16 protein-coding genes and 1 riboswitch are annotated in these 18,143 nt (G+C 61.2%); of the genes, 6 read left to right on the forward strand and 10 right to left on the reverse strand.

Annotated features, from left to right (window positions below; genetic code table 11):
* Positions 1-52 precede the first annotated feature (52 nt).
* Entirely contained in the window at positions 53-1,420 is a 1,368-nt protein-coding gene (locus ACOY6C_RS03790; RefSeq protein ID WP_420904143.1) for a tRNA nucleotidyltransferase/poly(A) polymerase family protein, read from the forward strand.
* Here ACOY6C_RS03790 and dcd read toward each other — a convergent pair.
* The 5 genes from dcd to cobU form a co-directional block, all read right to left on the reverse strand.
* The gene (gene dcd, locus ACOY6C_RS03795) at positions 1,417-1,998 is read right to left on the reverse strand and encodes a dCTP deaminase (RefSeq protein WP_420904144.1); all 582 of its coding nucleotides are present in this window, start codon (positions 1,996-1,998) and stop codon (positions 1,417-1,419) included. The two genes, ACOY6C_RS03790 and dcd, sit on opposite strands and share 4 nt — an antisense overlap.
* 33 nt (positions 1,999-2,031) lie before the next feature.
* Positions 2,032-2,676: a hypothetical protein gene (locus ACOY6C_RS03800; protein ID WP_420904145.1), complete on the reverse strand. Its 645-nt coding sequence runs from the start codon at positions 2,674-2,676 to the stop codon at positions 2,032-2,034.
* Positions 2,677-2,723: 47 nt separating this feature from the next.
* Positions 2,724-3,401, reverse strand: coding sequence for an HAD family hydrolase (locus ACOY6C_RS03805; RefSeq protein ID WP_420904146.1), 678 nt, complete (start codon positions 3,399-3,401; stop codon positions 2,724-2,726).
* Between the two features lie 322 nt (positions 3,402-3,723).
* Positions 3,724-4,776: a nicotinate-nucleotide--dimethylbenzimidazole phosphoribosyltransferase gene (cobT, locus tag ACOY6C_RS03810; protein WP_420904147.1), complete on the reverse strand. Its 1,053-nt coding sequence runs from the start codon at positions 4,774-4,776 to the stop codon at positions 3,724-3,726.
* Positions 4,773-5,291 carry a bifunctional adenosylcobinamide kinase/adenosylcobinamide-phosphate guanylyltransferase gene (cobU, locus tag ACOY6C_RS03815; RefSeq protein ID WP_420904148.1) on the reverse strand — a complete coding sequence of 173 codons (519 nt, stop codon included), beginning with the start codon at positions 5,289-5,291 and terminating at the stop codon, positions 4,773-4,775. The genes cobT and cobU overlap by 4 nt, the downstream gene beginning before the upstream one ends.
* Positions 5,292-5,524: 233 nt before the next feature.
* Here cobU and ACOY6C_RS03820 point away from each other — a divergent pair, with 233 nt between their 5' ends.
* On the forward strand, positions 5,525-7,681 hold the full coding sequence (locus ACOY6C_RS03820) for an ATP-binding protein (protein ID WP_420904149.1): 2,157 nt from the start codon (positions 5,525-5,527) through the stop codon (positions 7,679-7,681).
* Positions 7,668-8,540: a cobalamin-binding protein gene (locus ACOY6C_RS03825; protein WP_420904150.1), complete on the forward strand. Its 873-nt coding sequence runs from the start codon at positions 7,668-7,670 to the stop codon at positions 8,538-8,540. Before ACOY6C_RS03820 ends, ACOY6C_RS03825 begins: the two co-directional genes overlap by 14 nt.
* 4 nt (positions 8,541-8,544) lie before the next feature.
* On the opposite strand, the gene ACOY6C_RS03830 is transcribed toward ACOY6C_RS03825, so the two are convergent.
* From ACOY6C_RS03830 to ACOY6C_RS03845, 4 genes are all read right to left on the reverse strand, one after another.
* Complete coding sequence (locus tag ACOY6C_RS03830) at positions 8,545-10,461, reverse strand: TonB-dependent receptor (protein ID WP_420904151.1); 1,917 nt, start codon at positions 10,459-10,461, stop codon at positions 8,545-8,547.
* Positions 10,462-10,639: 178 nt separating this feature from the next.
* Positions 10,640-10,869, reverse strand: a riboswitch (cobalamin riboswitch).
* A 247-nt stretch (positions 10,870-11,116) separates the two neighbouring features.
* Positions 11,117-12,733, reverse strand: a complete 1,617-nt coding sequence (locus ACOY6C_RS03835) for an AMP-binding protein (protein WP_420904152.1) — start codon at positions 12,731-12,733, stop codon at positions 11,117-11,119.
* A 105-nt stretch (positions 12,734-12,838) separates the two neighbouring features.
* The gene (locus tag ACOY6C_RS03840; RefSeq protein WP_420904153.1) at positions 12,839-14,161 is read right to left on the reverse strand and encodes a hypothetical protein; all 1,323 of its coding nucleotides are present in this window, start codon (positions 14,159-14,161) and stop codon (positions 12,839-12,841) included.
* 113 nt (positions 14,162-14,274) lie between these two features.
* Complete coding sequence (locus ACOY6C_RS03845; protein WP_420904154.1) at positions 14,275-14,529, reverse strand: acyl carrier protein; 255 nt, start codon at positions 14,527-14,529, stop codon at positions 14,275-14,277.
* Positions 14,530-14,762: 233 nt separating this feature from the next.
* Between ACOY6C_RS03845 and ACOY6C_RS03850 the strand changes: the two genes are divergently transcribed.
* The gene (locus ACOY6C_RS03850) at positions 14,763-15,113 is read left to right on the forward strand and encodes a hypothetical protein (RefSeq protein WP_420904155.1); all 351 of its coding nucleotides are present in this window, start codon (positions 14,763-14,765) and stop codon (positions 15,111-15,113) included.
* On the opposite strand, the gene ACOY6C_RS03855 is transcribed toward ACOY6C_RS03850, so the two are convergent.
* On the reverse strand, positions 15,074-15,664 hold the full coding sequence (locus ACOY6C_RS03855; RefSeq protein WP_420904156.1) for an arylesterase: 591 nt from the start codon (positions 15,662-15,664) through the stop codon (positions 15,074-15,076). The genes ACOY6C_RS03850 and ACOY6C_RS03855 overlap by 40 nt on opposite strands.
* A 52-nt stretch (positions 15,665-15,716) precedes the next feature.
* Here ACOY6C_RS03855 and ACOY6C_RS03860 point away from each other — a divergent pair, with 52 nt between their 5' ends.
* Together ACOY6C_RS03860 and ACOY6C_RS03865 are read left to right on the forward strand one after the other, a co-directional pair.
* Positions 15,717-16,397, forward strand: coding sequence for an ABC transporter ATP-binding protein (locus ACOY6C_RS03860; RefSeq protein ID WP_420904157.1), 681 nt, complete (start codon positions 15,717-15,719; stop codon positions 16,395-16,397).
* Positions 16,398-16,562: 165 nt separating this feature from the next.
* A complete protein-coding gene (locus ACOY6C_RS03865; protein ID WP_420904158.1) occupies positions 16,563-18,128 on the forward strand; it encodes a methyl-accepting chemotaxis protein in 1,566 nt (521 codons plus the stop codon).
* Positions 18,129-18,143 lie beyond the last annotated feature (15 nt).

Here is an 18,143-nt window from a genome sequence, read left to right on the forward strand (position 1 = left end):
GCCATTGACGTGGACGGTGAGAGGGTCTAATGTATCTTTCGGAACAATCACCATGGACGCCATGATCCCATCCTTTCCCAACGCTTTCGCACCCTTCATCCGCTCCATCCTGGACGACATCCAGCGCCTGATCGGACCGATTTACCTTGTCGGCGACGCACCGCTGTGCGGCATTCTCGGCAAACCGCTCCCGAACACCCTGGAACTCCTGGTGGCGCGCCCCTTGACCGAATGCCGCAAGCGTCTGCATCGCGGTGACCACCACGAGGCGGTCATGGGACACAAACACAACAGCCTGATCGTGCCCCTCAAGGACTGGTCCCACCCGAAACTGATCGACATCGCCTGCTTCCGCAGCCGTCCCGGCCATCCCGCCACCCTTGAGGAGGATTTGCTGCACCGGGATGTGTCGGTCAACGCCATGGCCTACACCTGGCCGAACGGACCTCTGGTCGATCCGTTCGGAGGACGCAAGGATTTGCTCAACGGTCCGATCCATCTGGTCAACGGTCAGGATACCCTGCGCGAGAATCCGTTGCGAGCCCTGATCTTCTTCCGGTTCGCCATGATGCTTGGCCAACCGATGGATGCGCGCGATCTGACCCTTGCCACCCAGACCACCCTGGAGGCGATCATCCCGGAGTTCATCCGCGAGGAGATGGATCGCATCCTCTCCCTGCCGCTCGCCGATGAGGAGAGCCAGAACCAATTGCGCCTGCTGTTCGCCTCGCCCCTCGGCGATCAGGTTCTGCCTCATCTGGCCTCGCTTAAACATCAGGAGAACCATGCGGTCGGAGACACCCCCTGGAGACAGGTGATCGATGCCACCCTGGCCATCTCCGCGCCGGCGGACGGCGAAGAGATCTCGCTCCTGGATCTGCGTTGGGCGATCCTGTTGGGTGGATATGGTCTCTCCCGGCTCACCTCCCACGACCACATGGAACACAGTCTGGCCCAGATCAACCGCCGTCTCGAGTCCCTGGAGTTCTCCAAGCGTCGTTCGCGACGGATCCTCGGATTGCTGCGCAACCTCAACACCAGCACCAATCCCACGGACCGGCAGCTCAAGCGTTATCTCACCAGCCACATCCCGCTTGAGGGGGTTTATCGATTGATGCAGGCCCTCACCGCGGCCAATCCGGCCATTCCGGAGAGTCAGCGCATCGACGAGGAGCTTCATTTTCAGGAGATTCGCGACCGTTGTCACGCCGTGCGGCGTGCCGAACAACGCCTCCGCCCCGAGGATCTCCCGCTTTCCGGCGGCGAAATCCTCGACATGGTGCGCCTTCCGCCGGGTCGCTGGCTGCGGGATTTGCAGGCCGATCTCGTGGAACTGGTCAGCCGTGAACCCCATCGCAACAACAAGGCCGAGCTGCGCGCCCACGTCACCCGGTGGATCATCCACCAGAGGGAGTTCTAGACCTCATCCAGTCCCAACCGGCTCGACAACGGTCCCTGCTGACCGTGATACTTGGCCCCATGTTTTTTTCCATACGGACGGGTGGTGGGCGAAGAGAGGGTCTCGAATGAGATCGCACCGATCCGCAAACCCGGATGCAGGGCCAAAGGCAGACGTCCGGCGTTGAAGAATTCGAAGGTGATGTGGCCATCCCAGCCCGGATCGATGGAGTGGGCGGTGATGTGGACCATCAACCCGAGTCGGGCCAGACTGCTGCGTCCATCCAGCCAGCCGACCAGATCCTCGCCGATGCCGACCCGCTCACGGGTCATGCCCAGGGCGAACTCTCCCGGATGCAGAAAGAATCGCTCCTGATCGCCGAGAACGATCTCCTCCATGCAGGCATCGGAGACCGAATGGATGCTTTTCGAATCGGCCAGATCCAGGTAGGGCATGCGGACGTGCCGGAAGGTGCGAAACCGGTTTCCCAGACTGACATCGATGGAAAAAGATCCAAAGCAGGATTCAGGCGGCAAGGGGTCGATGACGATCCGTCCGCTTTCGAGGGCTTTTTGGATGTCCTGGTCCGACAGGCGCATGGGAGGTCTCCAATTCCAGGATAACGATGGGGGTCAGGCGCGCAACGAGGCCGGATTGGTCTGTTTGCGCTGCTTCTGGATGCCTTCGAACACCGCGTTGAAGTCGCGGAACAGGGCCTTGTACTGCTCTGGATCCCGATAGCTCTTCTTGACGAAGTTTTCCGGCAATTCCTCGAGTTCCACCACATCCTTCCAGCCGTTCTCCAGCGCGAAGGCATAATAAGGGTATTCGCGCGGCACGTCATGCGCCAGGACGATGTTGATCGGCACCCCCAGGCGCATGGCGGTATAGACCCGATGCATGCCGTCGTTGATCAGGGGCAGCACCCGTCCGTCCGGTTCGTGGGAGAGTTCCACCACCGGCGGCATCAGGGGGATCGGTCCCTCCTCGCCCTGGGGCGCTTCGGGATCGGCGAGCCAGAAGAAGAGTCCGCCATCGAGGTTGAAGATGTCGATGCCGCGCATCCTGAAAAGGTGGTAGAGGTCGTGCAGCCGCTGGTGATCCTGCTTGAGCACGTAGCGTTGCGCGGGGTAGAGCGTGGACGGATCGACCCCGCGCACCAGTTCCAGGCGGGCGTTGCCATAGATCAGCGGTTGGCCGTGTCCTTTGAGGCGGGTGGTGGCGAAACGGGCCAACAGTTCGCCTTCGTCGATCGTTTCAATGCGGGTGATCTTCAAGATGAGTCCTCCATATGTGAGCCGGTTTATATAAACCGGTTTATTTATCAGTCCAACAAGGCGCGCAAATGCGCCACGCGCAGCGCGTCGATTCCGGCCAGGGTCAGATCCGGTCGCGCCTTCTCCCCATTGAGCACCGCCACCAGATCCTCCCGCTCCTTGTCGGGTCGGTGCAGCAGCCAGACGGTTTTGATGCCCAGTCGTTGTGCCGGTTCGATATCCATGGCCAAGGTGTCGCCGATCATCACCGCCTCCTCGGGCCGGACGCCGGCGGCATTGAGGGCGTGCTGATAGATCGCCTCGTTGGGCTTGGAGATTCCCAACCGACAGGATGCATAAACCGGCACACGTTCGTACGCCTCGGGGAACACCCGAGCGAAACCGAGCAGAAACGGGGTCCAGATGTTGGTGATGAAGGCGTGGGGAATGCGTTCCGCCTCCAGGCGGGAAAGCAGGGCGCGGGCGCCGGGGAGTTCGTGGGCATCCTGGATCTGTTGTTCCCAGAAGCCGGCCACCACCGTGCGGGTCATCGTCGGATCCCGATCGAAGGTCTGGCTCAACCGATCGGCCAGGGTGTCGGGTCCGGTCAGGGGGGTGTGGAACAGCCACCCCTTCAGGGGCTCCCTGGCCTCTGGCGGCAAGCCGAGTTCGCGCATCAACCAGCCGGCGGGCCCGACCGCCGGGCCACCGATCAGCGTGAAACCGATATCCAGAAAGACGAACATGGGTTGAATGCGCCTTGATCAAAGATTTCGTAACGATTCAGGCCCCCCCCATTTGGCGGAGATGGCTTGCAACGATTTCGCAGATGCCACCGGGCTCACTATACTATCATGGTCGGGTTGGATTTGGCAAAGTGATCTCTTGAGAGGCCGTTCGGCACAGGCCAAACAGCCGACGCATTCATGGCCGGCCAGATTGCGCGGCAATTTGAGAAGCGCGACGCGCTTGATTCCGCTTCGCGCTGGTTTGGTGATTCCAGGGAGGCCATCGCCAAACCGCCTCTGATTGGCGCGTGGCGCGAACGCCTTTGCAATGGATCCGGGATCATGCGCCTCCCGACACGCCGGCCTCGGCAAAGGTCGCCATCTCCCGGTGCAGGGCGCAGGCGCAGCGCAACAACGGCACGGCCAGAGCCGCCCCGCTCGCCTCGCCCAGACGCATCCCCAACCGCAACAGGGGTTCGGCCTCAAGGGCTGTCAACACGGCTTGATGACCCGGTTCGGCGGATTCGTGGGCGAAGAGGAGCCAGGGTCGCGTCTCGGGTCGCAGACGCACCGCCAGCAGCGCGGCCACCGACACGATGAAGCCATCCACCAGCACGGGCAGGCCACTTCGGGCTGCCGCGAGCATGGATCCGGTCAGGGCGGCGATCTCGAAACCGCCCAGATGACGCAGCGTCTCCCACGGGTCATGTGAGGTCCGGGCATATTCCGTCAACGCCTGTTCAATCACGGTCACCTTGCGTGCCACCCCGGCTGAATCCAGACCGGTGCCCGGACCGGCCAGACGTCGCGGCGTCTCGGAGAGCAGGGCGCAGGCCAGGGCGGTGGCGGCGGTGGTGTTGCCGATGCCCATCTCCCCGCCGATGAAGAGGTCACATCCTGTCGCCCGTGCCCGCTCCACCGCCTCGGCTCCGGCCTCGAAGGCGATGCGCAGAGACTGCCCGGTCATGGCCGGTTGGGTGCGGAAATCCGCCGTTCCATCCCCCGCGCGACGGGAAATCACACCGGGAAGCGGTCCCGGGTCCGCGACGACCCCCACATCCACCACCTCAAGAAAGGCGCCGATCTGGCGGGCGAGAACGTTGATCGCGGCTCCACCTCGGGAAAAATTACGTACCATCTCCCGTGTCACCTCCTGGGGATAGGCGGAGACGCCGGCCTTCGCCACGCCGTGATCCCCGGCGAACACCACGATGCGTACCCGGTCGAGGCTGGGGGAATCCCGGCCTTGCAGGGCGCAGATCCGGATGGCGATCGTTTCCAGCCCTCCCAGGGAGCCGGGGGGCTTGGTCAATTGATTCTGTCGTGCCTTGGCGCGGGTTTCGTGTTCCAGGGAGGGGCAGGGGAAGGGCTCGTTGAGCCAGAGGGGTTTCATGGGGTGTTTCCTTTCAGGGTTATGGGCAGTCCGGCCACCATCAGGGTCACCCGATCGGCCAGGCGGGCCAGCTCCTGGTGGAGCCAGCCGCTCTCATCGACGAATTGACGGCTGAGCGCGCCCATAGGCACCACGCCGAGCCCGGTTTCATTGCTCACCAGCACCAGCTCACCGGATAGCTGGTTCAACGCCGCCGACAACGCCTGGCGCTCCCGCTGGTAACGGGTCGGGTTCGCATCCAGTAACAGATTGGTCAACCAGAGGGTCAGGCAATCCACCACCAGGAACCGGTCCGCTCCGTCATGGCGCAGCAGCGTCTCTCCAAGGGCCAACGGCTCCTCGATCACCTGCCAGCCGGTCGGGCGACTCGCCCGGTGTCGTTCGATGCGCGTGGCCATCTCCGCATCCTCGGCCCGCGCCGTCACGATCAACGTCACCTGCCGTCCGCTCGCCTCGGCCAACCGGGTGGCAAGCGTGCTCTTCCCCGATCGGGCCCCGCCCAGAATCAGATGCATGGCCATTTCTTCATCCCCATCACGACAGCCCCCCGGTACCATGAAACTCCCGAAGGTGAGGTCCATGGTACGGGGGGGAGGGGGTTCTTCCCCCCCCATCAGGCTAAGTTGGTCGATACTGGCGGCAGTTTTACTTGAAATTGGAACGCTTGTCCAAGCGTTGACAGAGTGGGAAGAGCGGAATTATCATGCAATTTCGGCAATGCGCCATTTCTGGATACAAGTCGTCGGATATGTTTCATCCCGCCCTTTTCGTCGCGCTTCGCATCCTGACCCTGGCTTTGGGCGTTTGGCTTGCCTTTCCCATTCCGGTCGGCGCCTACGACCCGGACGGGGATTTCGATGCATCCACCCTCCCGCATGCCCATGATCTGTCCGTCTCGGAGGCGTTGGTCAACCTGCGTGGCAAGACCCTTCGGTTGGGCATCGATCCAGCCTGGCCGCCGATCGAGTTTCTCGATGCCCAGGGCCAATACGCCGGCATTGCCTCTGCCTTCATCGGCCATCTGGCCCAGAGCCTCGGATTCACGGCGCAACCCGTTCAGGGGCTTGCCTGGCCCCAGGTGTTGGCGCAGATCCGCACCGGAGAGATCGATCTGATCCCGGCCATCACCCCCACCGAACAGCGTGCCCATTACATCCGTTTCACCAAGCCCTACATCCAGTTTCCGGCGGTGATCATCTCCCGCAAGGAGGATGGGCGTTTCATCGGGGGGATCGGCGACCTGATCGGGTTGAAATTCGGCGTGTTGCAGGGGTACGTGATCCACGAACATCTGCAACAGGACCATCCGGAGCTGACCCCCATCCTCTATTCGAGCCTCGCAAAGGGGTTGATGGATCTCTCCTCCGGAGATCTGGACGCCTTTATCGACAATCTCGGCTCGATCACCTACACCATCGATCAGATGGGCCTGACGAATCTGAAGATCGTCGCCCCCACACCCTACAGCTTCACACTGGCCATCGGGGTGAGCAAACATCTGCCGTCCGAGGTGGTCACCGCCCTCGACAGGGCGCTCGACGCCATGACCCATGAGGACAAGGCGGCCATCAAGAACCGTTGGCTGGCGATCCGCTACGAGTTCGGCATCGACTGGCGCGAGGTGTGGTATTGGATCCTGGTCAGTGTGATTCTGATCGCTTTGGTTCTGGGGGCGATCCTCCATTGGAACCGTCGTCTGCGTCAGGCCAGGGAGCTGGCCGAGACGGCCAATCAAGCCAAAAGCGAATTCCTCTCCAACATGAGCCACGAGATTCGCACCCCGTTGAACGCCATCCTCGGCATGGCGGACATCCTTTGGGAGAGCGAGTTGAACGACGTGCAACGCGGCTACGTGCGCATCTTTCGTTCCGCGGGGGAGAATCTGCTCGGCGTGATCAACGACATTCTGGATATTTCCAAGATCGAATCCGGGCGTTTCTGCATCGATCACGTCCCATTCCTGCTCCCGGAACTGCTCGAGGTGTGTCGCGAAATTCAATCCGCCCGCGCGCGCCAAAAGGGACTGACGCTCCATCTGGGCATCGAGCCCTCGGTTCCCGAGGCCATGCGGGGCGATCCGATGCGCTTGCGACAGATTCTGTTGAATCTGCTCGGCAACGCCATCAAGTTCACCGAGACCGGTTCCATCTACCTGACGGTCCGGCCCGTCGATTCGCCTGGGGGACCGTCTCCGGTCAAGGGGCAGATCTGGATCAGCTTCGCGGTGCGGGATACCGGCATCGGCATTCCGCCGGATCGTCTTGAGGGGATTTTCAACAGCTTTGCCCAGGCCGACACCTCGATTACCCGACGCTTCGGCGGCACGGGTCTGGGATTGGCCATCGTCAAGCAGTTGGTCATCAAGATGGGGGGAACGATCGAGGTCGAAAGTCAACCGAACGCGGGTTCCACCTTTCGTGTCGTGCTGCCCCTGATGCTCTCCTCCCGGGCCGAATACGAACAGGCGGAACAGGAGCGACGCTCCGCCGAATCCATGCCCAAGGCGCTGCGTCTATCCCATCGCCCCCGCATTCTGCTGGCCGATGATACCGAGGAGAACCGCCTGCTCTTTGGGGCTTACCTGGAAAAAACGCCCTATGAGGTGGTCATGGTCGAGAATGGCGCCGAGGCCCTGGCCTGCCTGCGGAATGAACCGTTCGATCTGGTGCTCATGGATGTGCAGATGCCGGTCATGGATGGTTTGACCGTTACGCGCATCTGGCGTGCCGAAGAGCCCCACGACCGGCATCTGCCGATCGTGGCCCTCACCGCCTATGCCTTGACCGAAAACATCGCCCAAAGTCTCGACGCCGGTTGCGATACCCACCTCTCCAAGCCGGTGCGCAAGCGGGTTCTGCTGGCCACCATCGAACGGTATGTGGGAACCGGTCATGTGGAGGGGTGATGCCGGTCGGTTGGCGCGTCTGCTCCTGATCTTGTGGTTGGGCTGGTGTGGGGCGGTCGTCGCCGCACCGACCGATCCGCCATTTCCCAGGCGCATCGTCGCCCTTGCCCCAAACCTCACCGAGCTGCTTTTTGCTGTCGGTGCCGGCGGGCAACTGGTGGCGGTGGCCGATTACAGCGACCACCCCCCGGATGCCCGTGCCATTCCCCGCATCGGCGGCTACGATCGTTTCGATCCCGAGGCGGTGATCGCCGCCCGTCCGGATCTGGTGATCGGCTGGCCGGGAGGCAATCCGGAACACCTGCTGGAGAGCCTCAAGCGGTTCGGATTGACCGTTTGGCTGTTGGATCCGCGCCGTCTGGATGACATCCCGGCGGCACTCGAAACGCTGGCCTCCCTGACCGGTCACAAGGATCAGGGAGACCAGCAGGCCGCCGCGTTTCGGGAGCGGCTGGAGCGGTTGCGTTCGCGTCCGCGTCAGGGTGAACCGGTTCGCGTTTTCTACCAGGTTTGGCACGAGCCGCTCATGACCGTCAACGGCGACCATCTGATCAGCGACGTGATCCGCCTGTGCGGCGGTGAAAACATCTTCGCCGACCTGCCCGGACTGGCTCCGGTGATCGATCTGGAGGCGGTGTTGGCCCGCGATCCGGAGGCGATCGTGGCCAGCGGCATGGATGCCTCGCGACCCGAGTGGCTCGATCGCTGGCAGCGCTGGAGCCCGCTTCTGGCCGTGCGCCGGGGGAACCTTTTCTTCGTTCCCCCGGACCTGCTCCAGCGCCACACCCCGCGCATCCTGGATGGCGCGGAGCTGCTTTGCGATCAGATGGCGCAGGCGCGCCAGCGTCGCGGGCGGTGACCGCTCAGAAGTGCGACGTGACCCCCACCAGGAAGGTCCGTCCCGGCGAGGCGAACCAGCCCCGCTCGGGCGGAAAACCGAAGCTCAAGCCGCCGAACTCCGCATACTCGCGTCCGGTCAGGTTGTTCACCTTCAACCAGCCCGTCGTGTTGGACCATTGATGACGCACGCTCGCATCCAGCAGCCAATATCCAGCCTGTTCGCCGTAGCCATTGGCGAAGTCGCTGATGTAAGGGCGTGATCCGATGTAGCGACCATCCAGCTCCCAGGTCTGTTGTTCCCACGGGAAATAGCGGAGCGTGCCGCCTCCCTTGAAGCCGGCAACACCGGGCATCCGTTTGCCGGCATAGGTGCCGGAGTCGATTTCCGCTTTTGTCCAGGTCGTGTAACCGGTCAGGGACCAGGATTCGAACTGCTTTTCCATTTGCAGCTCCAAACCGTCGCGGGTCACCGTGCCATTCAGGTTGGTATTCACCCCAGCCATGAGATCGTAGTAGATCTCGTCCCGTGTCACGACACGAAACAGATTGATCTCCCCCTTGAGCGTGGGGTTCCAGGTGTGCCGCCAACCGGTCTGCCACTCTTGAGCCTGTTGCGGTCGAATCGCCGTATTGACGTTGACCATGAAGGTCGTGGTGTCGAACACGAAGAACTCATCGAGCAACGGGAAGCGGAAGCTCCGGGAAAAATTGACGTGCAGTCGATTGCTGGCATCGGGTTCATAGGCGATGCCCGTGGAGTAGGACTGCTCGTTCCGATGTACCCGATCCGGTTGATAGGCGGCGAATTGAAATTCCGCCCGATCGTGGCGGAACGCCTGCGTCCATGTCCATTGAGGCGACAACCGGAGTTCATTATGCGCATAGATTCCCAGGGACTCTTTGCCCAGATCGTCGCTGCCGATGCGTGCCTCGACATCCTGATAATCCAGCCCCACGGTCACCTGATCGTTGATTCCGCCCCAGGCGCGGTCGATCCGCAGCCTGGGTGCCAGCATCCAACTGTCTATTTCTGAACGAAAGTTGAAGGGATTGAACAGTTGATCCCGATTGCGTTTGGAAAGATCCATGGTGAATTGCGCGTGTTCGGAAAGACGCAACTCCGGGGTTATCTGGATATGATAGTCGGTCACCTCGGCGGACTGGTTGGGCGTGGTGGTGGCTTTTCTGTTGATTCCCTTGGCCAGATCGCTCTCCTTGATCGCGGAGGGAAGGCGTGACGTGTCGGTCTGATAGCCGGCGCTCAAGTTCAGCGCCAGGGCGTCATGGGCCTGATAGCGGAGTTTCAGGCCGGTATCGCGGGCTTCCAGATCGCTGTTGTCGCGAAATCCGTCCAGATTCTTGAACCCGGCACTCAAGGCGTAGGAGAGATCGTTGTGAGTTTCGTCCAGGTGCATGCGTGTGGTGGCCAGGCCGTGACTCCCGGCTTCGAACTGGATCTCACGCCCCGACTCTTGACCTCCCGAACGGGTGATGATGTTCACGACCCCTCCCGTGGCATTATCCCCGTAGAGTGCGCCAGCCGATCCGCCACGGATGATTTCGATTTTTTCAACGCGTGCCAGAGGGATTTGCAACCAGTCCACGCCGCTCAGGTCAGCCTGATTGATGCGTCGTCCATCGACCAGCACCAGGGTATTGTACCCCGAGGTTTCGCCGAAGCCGCGCAGATCCACGTTGAAATAGCGGCTGTTGCCGGTGATATCGACGACATGGAGTCCGGCCTGTCCGCGCAACAGGTCCGGGATCGAGGTGGCGTGGCTTTCGGCGATCTCTTCGCGGCTGATGGTGGTGATTTGGGTTGGAATGGTCGAGCGTTTGGCCGGGAAGCGGGTTGCGGTGACCACCATCTCATCGAGGGTGGTGGTTTCGGCGGTTTGGCCGTCAGTGGGGGGGATGAAACCAAGGCATAACAAGGACAAACAGGAAATCCGACGCATGGGGCGTTCCTCCGGATCTGTTTCTCGAGCTCTCCCGCATCGAGAACAAGGGGGGGTGTGCGTCCACGCGGATCAGGGGAGAAAGAACGGAAACTGCTGGAAAAACCGTCGGAAAGCCAGGCGCAAGGGTTTTCCAAGCCGCCGCCCCGCGCGACGCGACTTAAAAAATCACCTCAAGGCCGGTCTCCGGGCTGACGAGCGACATGGGGGGGCATTCCCAGGTCAGCGAAAATCGCCTTCCCACCCTTTTTGGGCAGTGGCATCCATCCATTTTCGCCTTGACTCGATCACCGTTGCGGGGGCAGCGCCGGATTTGAAGAGGGATCTTCCACCGGACTTCCCGTTTCACCCCTCCCTTGCGGGTGGGGAACCTTGCGGCATGGGGGGAGACGATAGAGAGGTGGGGTGTGGGGTGTCAAGGGGGAAAAATGGGCGGGGAGGATGTAGAGGATGTGGAGGGGGCGGGTGGAATGGTTGTGATGATTAATTATTAAAGTTATTAAAAGGGTTCAAAGTCAAATCGGAGAGCCGTGTACGGAAAAACCGTAAGCACGGTTCGATCAGGGGGGGGAACGGGTCGCAGGACACCGCGCCCATGCTTTTTTTACGCCCCGGACCCTGCCGGTTTGTGCGCGCGTCATCCCCCCGTCATCCCCTCCACCAACTCGACCAGCCTGGGCAAATCCACCTTGTTGTTGGCATTGAGCGGCAATTGGGATAACCTTTGTAACTGTTTGGGCACCATGTACGGTGGCAAACGCCGCGCCATCTCGGCCAGAATCTCTTCGTCCGCGACCTTCGAACCACTCACAAATCCCACCACACTCGTGACATTCCCCCCGCGTGGCGGCCAGCCGATCACCGCGACCTGCTCGCTTCCGGCAACCTGACGCAACACATGCTCGATCTCAGACAACTCCACCCGATAACCTCGGATCTTCAACTGCCGGTCCACACGATCCAAATAGTGGTAACCCACCCCGTCACGCCACTCCACCAGATCCCCGGTCCGGTACCAACGCCGCACCATCCCGTCCGGTCCCGACATCTCCCGATAGCTCTTTTCGGTCTCGACGGGATTGCGCCAATACCCCGGCGTCACCTGCGAACCCGCCAGACACAACTCCCCACGCGCACCATCCTCGTTGGCGATCAGTCGATCATCGACCAACAACGCCGCCATCTGACCCGGATAGGGGAGACCGATCGGCACGATGTCGTTGAGACACTCCCCATCCGAAACATCGCCACGCCAGAGGTAGCCGGTGACGCAGATTGTCCCCTCGGTGGGACCGTAACTGTTGTCGATCACGGCGTTGGGAGCGGCAACCTGCCAGCGCCGCGCCGCTTCGCGTCCGAGTCGCTCACCACCAAACACCGTCCAACGCAACGATGGAAACGCACCAGGACGCAACAGATGCATGCGCCGCATGAAATCGATCACCGCCGGAACCGACTCCCAAAAGGTGATCCCATGCTCCTGAATGAACTTCGCCGGGGCCATGCGCTGCTCTTCAGGCACCGGATAAAGCGTCGCACCCGCAGCCCAGCAGACGAACTGGTCATACACCGAAGCATCAAACGTCATGTCGCTGTGCTGCGAAAACCGATCCTCCGGAGTGGGACGATACCGCTCGATCATCCCCTCCACGAACGCCTGAACATTCTCCTGGGAAACCATCACCCCCTTGGGAATCCCGGTGCTGCCCGAAGTGAAGAGCAGATAGGCGATGCCGTGGTTGGGAGATTTGGGTTCGCGGATGGTTCTGGGAACCACGGCCAACTCGGACTGGCTGATGAAACGATGTCTCGACTGGTTCGCGGTCCACTCGGGCAGAACGGCGTGATCCGGCATGAGCACGGTCAATGGACGCGGCATCTGCTCCAGAAGTTCTTGCGCACCCTCCGCGCACCGGCCATCCAGAATCAACATCCCGATTCCGGACAGATCGGCGATGCGCAGGTTGCGCGCCACCGGGAAGTGCGGGTTGAGCGGTACATATCCCTTGCCGGCATACAGAATCGCCAACACGGCGGCATAGGCGGTCGCACTGCGATAGCCGAACATCCCCACCGTCGGTTGTTCCGGGTCAGGGTCGTGCGCTTCGATGGCCGAGGCGAGCGCCAATACCCGCTCCAGGATCGCGGCGTAACGGAACGTCGTGCCCCCCACGCACAGGGCGAGATGGTCGCCCCGACGCAGGGCGCTTTGATGGAATCCAATGGCGATGTTGATCGGGCTGGGGCTGTTCATCCGCATTCGGGGGCGTTCAATGCAAGAGGGTGGATCACCATGGAACTCCCGCCAGGGAGGTCCATGGTACGGGGGGTGTGGGGGTTATCCCCCCATCCTGTCAAATTACAAACGGATGCCGAAAATGGCAAAAAAGAAGGTGGTATCGGTCATGAACGAGGAGTTGCCGTGGTCCCAGATACGCAGAATGGTGAAAAAAAGCCATACGCCAGCAATCTTGCGCACCGTCGTCCAGGTGGACGAAGTGGCGGCATGCTCCTTTCCGCGTTGGTTCTGTTCTTTCAGGATGCTCAGGAAGATCGCCAGTCCGAGCACGGCCGTGTAGAACAGGTAGGAGGAGAATTTGGCGAAGTTGAGGGGCTCGCCGCTGATCATCAGTCTGTCGAAATGTTGCAGAAAATGATAATAAAAGTTTCCAAAACAGGCCGAGGCCATGGTGGCCGCGAAGATGCGCAGCTTGGGATGGCTGCGGAAAAAGGAGAGATAGATCGGAAAGAAGAAGAAATCGACCAGAAGCTCCTTGAAATAAAAATAATACCGGTTCCAGAAGTCGATCAGGCTCTTGGCCAGCAAGGGCTTGTAGGTGTTGCGGAAGACATGGAAACCGAACAGACGCAGACAGCCGACGATCATGTGTCCGTAGATGGCCAGCTGGGTGGTTTCGTACACCATGTCGATGACCAGACTGCTCCAGACCACGGCCAGATGCGGCATCGTGGTGGCGCTGATGGCGATCAGTTCGGTGATGTGGTAGAGCCTGAACAGTGGTGGGAGGTTGGGATCATGACTGAAAAAAAGCCAGTCGAGCACATCCAGGCTCTGATCCCAGATGAAAGCGAGCACAAGCAGCTTGAGACCGGCCATCTGGGCCTTGGCCAGATCCAGGCGCCCGTCGGCCATTTTGGAGTTGAGGTACTCCAACCCCTTGCCGAACGGCACCTGGCTCGAGCCCAGGTAGGGGAGGCAGTAGGTGAGATGTTCGAGGAAGTTGGTTTTCTTGATCGATCCCCGTTTGCCCGAATAGAGCATGAAGCCGAGACGCCAGACCAGAAAGGAAAAGAAGATCAGACAGACGTTCAGGTTGGCGGTGAAAACCCAGGCTGGATTCTGACGGAAATCGTCCGGCAGATAGAAGATCACGATGATGGCCAGCCACAACAGAAGGTGCAGGGCGACCTGGGGATTGCTCTTGACGATTTTCGGCAGTCTGGAAAACGACAGGGAGACCCGGTAGAGCAGATAGATCAGACCGATGATGATCGCGGCATCGAAAGCGAACCAGAAGGTCTGGAACACCTGGAGCTGATTGAGTTTTTTAAGCAGGAACAGTCCGCCGCCGCCGATGCCCATGATCCAGAGTCGCTTGGCGGGGAAGAGTTGCGCCACCACCATCACCGGAACCAGAAAAAGGTATTCGGTGGCGCTCAACAACAAAACAACCAAGACCCAAAGAGTTATGTTTCCGTGAAGGGTAACGGAAAAATCCCAAAGACGTTGGTCCTCGTGGAGTTGGGTGATTTTCTGGTAAAGATCTCTGGAAATCATTTCGCTTGTCTGTCAATGAGATCCAGGATTTTGTGAATCGATTCGAGTTCCACGGGATCGACACCGGTTTCGGAGAAGTCGATGCCGAATTCGGATTCCAGAAAGGCGATGATCTCCAGCATGGCCAGGGAGTCGATGAGTCCGGATTTGATCAGGCCGTCGTCATCGTGGATCCGATCCATGCGCGAGTCGGGGCGTTTGATGGTGTTGAGGAACCGAAGGAGTTTTTCCCGGTTTGCCTGGTTGGCCATGGCAGTGCATCCTGGTTGGAAGAAGGCGTCGGGGCTGGTTGGCTCGGGCGCGCGGTCCATGAGACAAGTCTCCCTAAGATTGCGCCATTTGGCTCGCGATTTCAAGGCTTGGCCCTTTCCAAAGCAGGGTTTTTCGTGATTTCCCTCGCTCGCTGCCCAGGAATGGCCTATATTCGGGTTTATCAGGTGGGGGATATAGGGCTTGATCTCATTCGGGAGGGTGATCGGTGGGCATGCTCGGATATGTGATTCTGGGGTTGTCGGTGTTGCTGGTGTTCGTGCCCCTGGTGGGCGGTTATGGAACCCTGGTGCCTGGCGTGTTGGCGTTTCTGGCTCGGGGAACCGGGTTGATGCCTGCCTTGGCCGGAGTGGGGATTAATGGGATCCATCTGCTGTTTTTTTCCGATTTTCTCCGTTTCAACGCCGCCTCCGGAATGCGGGACGGGGTTTGGACGCCGGTGGTGATCTATGTCCTGCTGATCCTGGTGCAGTTGGGCGCGGGGATCCTGTTGGGGATGCGGCGTTTTCTGCCTGTCGCTTCCGATCAACGATCGGGGGCGGGTCCCAGTCGTGGGAGCACATGACGCCACACCGTCTCGAGAATCACCCGATACCCGGCGCTGGTGGGATGGATGCCATCGGGTTGGTTCGTGACCGGATTGCCGGCTACGCCCTCCAGGAAAAAGGGGATCAGGTCGGCACCGCTCTCCTCGGCCACCTCCGGGTAGATCGCCGCGAACCGTTCCTCGTAGCCGCCGCCGTAATTGGGCGGCAGACGCATGCCACCGAGCAGGATCCCTACCCCGGTTCTTTTCAACATAGCGTTGATCTGCAACAGGTTCTCCTTCATGATATCCAGATCCAGACCACGCAGGCCGTCGTTGGCGCCCAGCACCACGATGGCCAGGGTCGGCTTGGCGCGCAGCGACCACTCCAGACGCCGCAACGCTCCCGCCGTGGTGTCTCCCGACAGGCCGGCATTGATCACGCGGTGCGGATAGCCGTGTTGCGCCAGACGCTGTTGCAGCATGGAGGGGTAATCGGTTCCGGGCATCACCCCCCATCCGGCGGTCAGGCTGTCGCCCAGACAGAGGATCACCGGCCTTTCGTCGGCGTGCGCGGGAGTGGAAAACATGAGCATGACTCCAAGAAAAAACAGATAAATAGATCGATTACGAGGCTTGAACATGATCCGTCTGGAATCCGTGGCGTATGCGGTGGAACATGCCGGGAGGTATCTGGAGATCCTCTCCGGTGTGGATCTGGAGGTGGCGCCGGGCGAAATCGTCGCCTTGACCGGCCCTTCGGGAAGCGGCAAGAGCACCCTTCTGGCGCTGGTCGCCGGGCTGGAACGGCCCACGGCAGGCCGGATCCGGGTGGATGGCGTGGCCCTGGCCGGACTCTCCGACGAGGAGTTGGCACGGCTGCGACGCGAACGGATGGGGATCGTGTTTCAGGATTTTCATCTCATCACCACCTTGACCGCCCTGGAAAACGTCGCCTTGCCCCTGGAGTTGGCCCGTACCGCCAACGCCCGTGAACGGGCGCGACGTCTGCTCGAACAGGTGGGACTCGGCGAACGGCTGCATCATCGCCCCCTGGAGATGTCCGGCGGCGAGCAGCAGCGCGTGGCCATCGCCCGTGCTTTCGTGGCCCATCCGGCGTTGATCCTGGCCGATGAACCCACCGGCAACCTCGACCTGGAGACAGGCAGCCGGGTCATGGAGCTGTTGTTCCAACTCACCAGAAGCTGGCATGCGGCGATGCTGTTGGTGACCCACAATCCAGAGTTGGCCGCCCGTGCCCACCGTCATTATCGTCTGCATGGCGGCGCCCCGCAAGAACTCCCGATGTCCGCGCCGGCCTGATGGGGGTGCAAGGATTAAAAAACTGCTAAATTTTCTTGAATTGCGTGAATCAGCCTTGACCCTGATCAAGGTTGATGCTAATGATTTGTCCGGATGGGTGGTGGCTTTTTATTTGATTTATATATGTTTATCAATTCCAATCGGGCGCGTTGGCAAGGAGGGAACATGATCCGGTTTGCGGCGGTGAGAGACTCCATTGGCCTGCGTCTGCTCCTGGTGGCCGGAGTGGCCGGATCCCTGAGCCTGCTCGGCATGGGTGGAATCGCCCTGTATCGCATGCAGGCCGGCATGGTGGAGCAGTCGGATCAGAACATCCGGCAATTGACCGAGACCGCGGTACGGGGGATCGAGGCGATCATGCTGGGCGGCAATTCGGATGTGGCCCGCAAGTACGCCGAAAGTCTCAAGGGGGTCGCCGGGGTGGAACGGTTCCAGGTGCTCCGGCTCGACGGGAAGGAGGCCTTTCGCGACGAGAATGGCGGCACGCCGGGTGAGAACGGTTTCGTGGGCTTTTCTCAATTCGACGCGGGCAAGGTGGGTCCGGAGATGGGACAGGCCGTGCAGGGCGGTCAGTCGGTCTCCATGGTGAGCCAGGGGGGCGATGGCTTCTCCAGGGTGAGCTACTGGGTGCCGCTCCTGAACAAACCGGAGTGCCACGCTTGCCACGGGGGGGACCACAAGGTTCGTGGGGTGCTGCATCTGACCCTCTCCCTCGGGGAGGCCGAGTCCCGCATCCAACGTGTGGGGTGGGAGTTGGCTGGTGCCCTGATCGTGTTTCTGACCCTTTTTCTGTATGCCTTGTGGGAGATCTTCCGTCGCCAGGTGACCCGTCCCCTGTCGCGCATGAGCGCGGTTCTGGAAGTGATCGCCAGTGGAGATCTGCGCACGCGGCTGGAGGTGGATGCCGAGGCCCGCGATGAGGTGTCGAGCATCGGACGCCATGTCAACACCATGGCCGACAGCCTGGAGGGGACCATTCTCGCGGTGCGCGGGCAGTCGCGAACCTTGGCCGAGGGGATAGGCTCGTTTTCGCGGGTGCGCGAGCAGTTGGAAAACGGAACCGGTCAAACCACCTCGGTCTCCGAGGAGGTCGCCCGCTTCATGCGGGTGATCATCGGGGGAATCTGGGAGAGCGTCGAGCGTTCCCAGGGGGCCGAGAAGGTGGCCCGTCAGGCGGCGGAACGGGCGGTCGAGGGAGGCAAAACGGTGCGCGAGGCGATCGCGGCCATGACCGAGGTGGCCGACAAGACCGGGATCATCCAGGAGATCGCCCGGCAGACCAATCTGTTGGCGTTGAACGCCGCCATCGAGGCGGCCCGCGCCGGTGACGTGGGACGCGGCTTCGCGGTGGTGGCCGGCGAGGTGCGCAAGCTGGCCGAACGCAGCCGCGCCGCCTCCGAGGAGATCGGACGGATCACCGGCAGCACCCTGTCGGTGGCGCGCCGGGTCGGGGAGGTGCTGGATCAACTGGTGCCGGCGATCATCCGCACCGCCGAGGAGGTCCAGCGCATCGATCAGCTCTCCGGCCATCAGAACGATGGCGCGGCCCACATCTCCGAGGCGGTGAGCCGGCTGGATCAGGTGGTGCGGGACAGTGTGCTCACCTCGGGTCGGGTGAGCGACATTGCCGGCGAGTTGCTGACCGCCTCCGCGGAGCTGGAACAGGCCATCGCAGTGTTCAAGCTGCAGGCGGATGGGATGGATGAGAGCGGAGAGGGAATTCCGAGATGATGCGGTGGTTGCCGG

This window comes from Candidatus Magnetaquiglobus chichijimensis (assembly GCF_045865675.1).
In the GTDB taxonomy this organism is placed as follows: domain Bacteria; phylum Pseudomonadota; class Magnetococcia; order Magnetococcales; family Magnetaquicoccaceae; genus Magnetaquiglobus; species Magnetaquiglobus chichijimensis.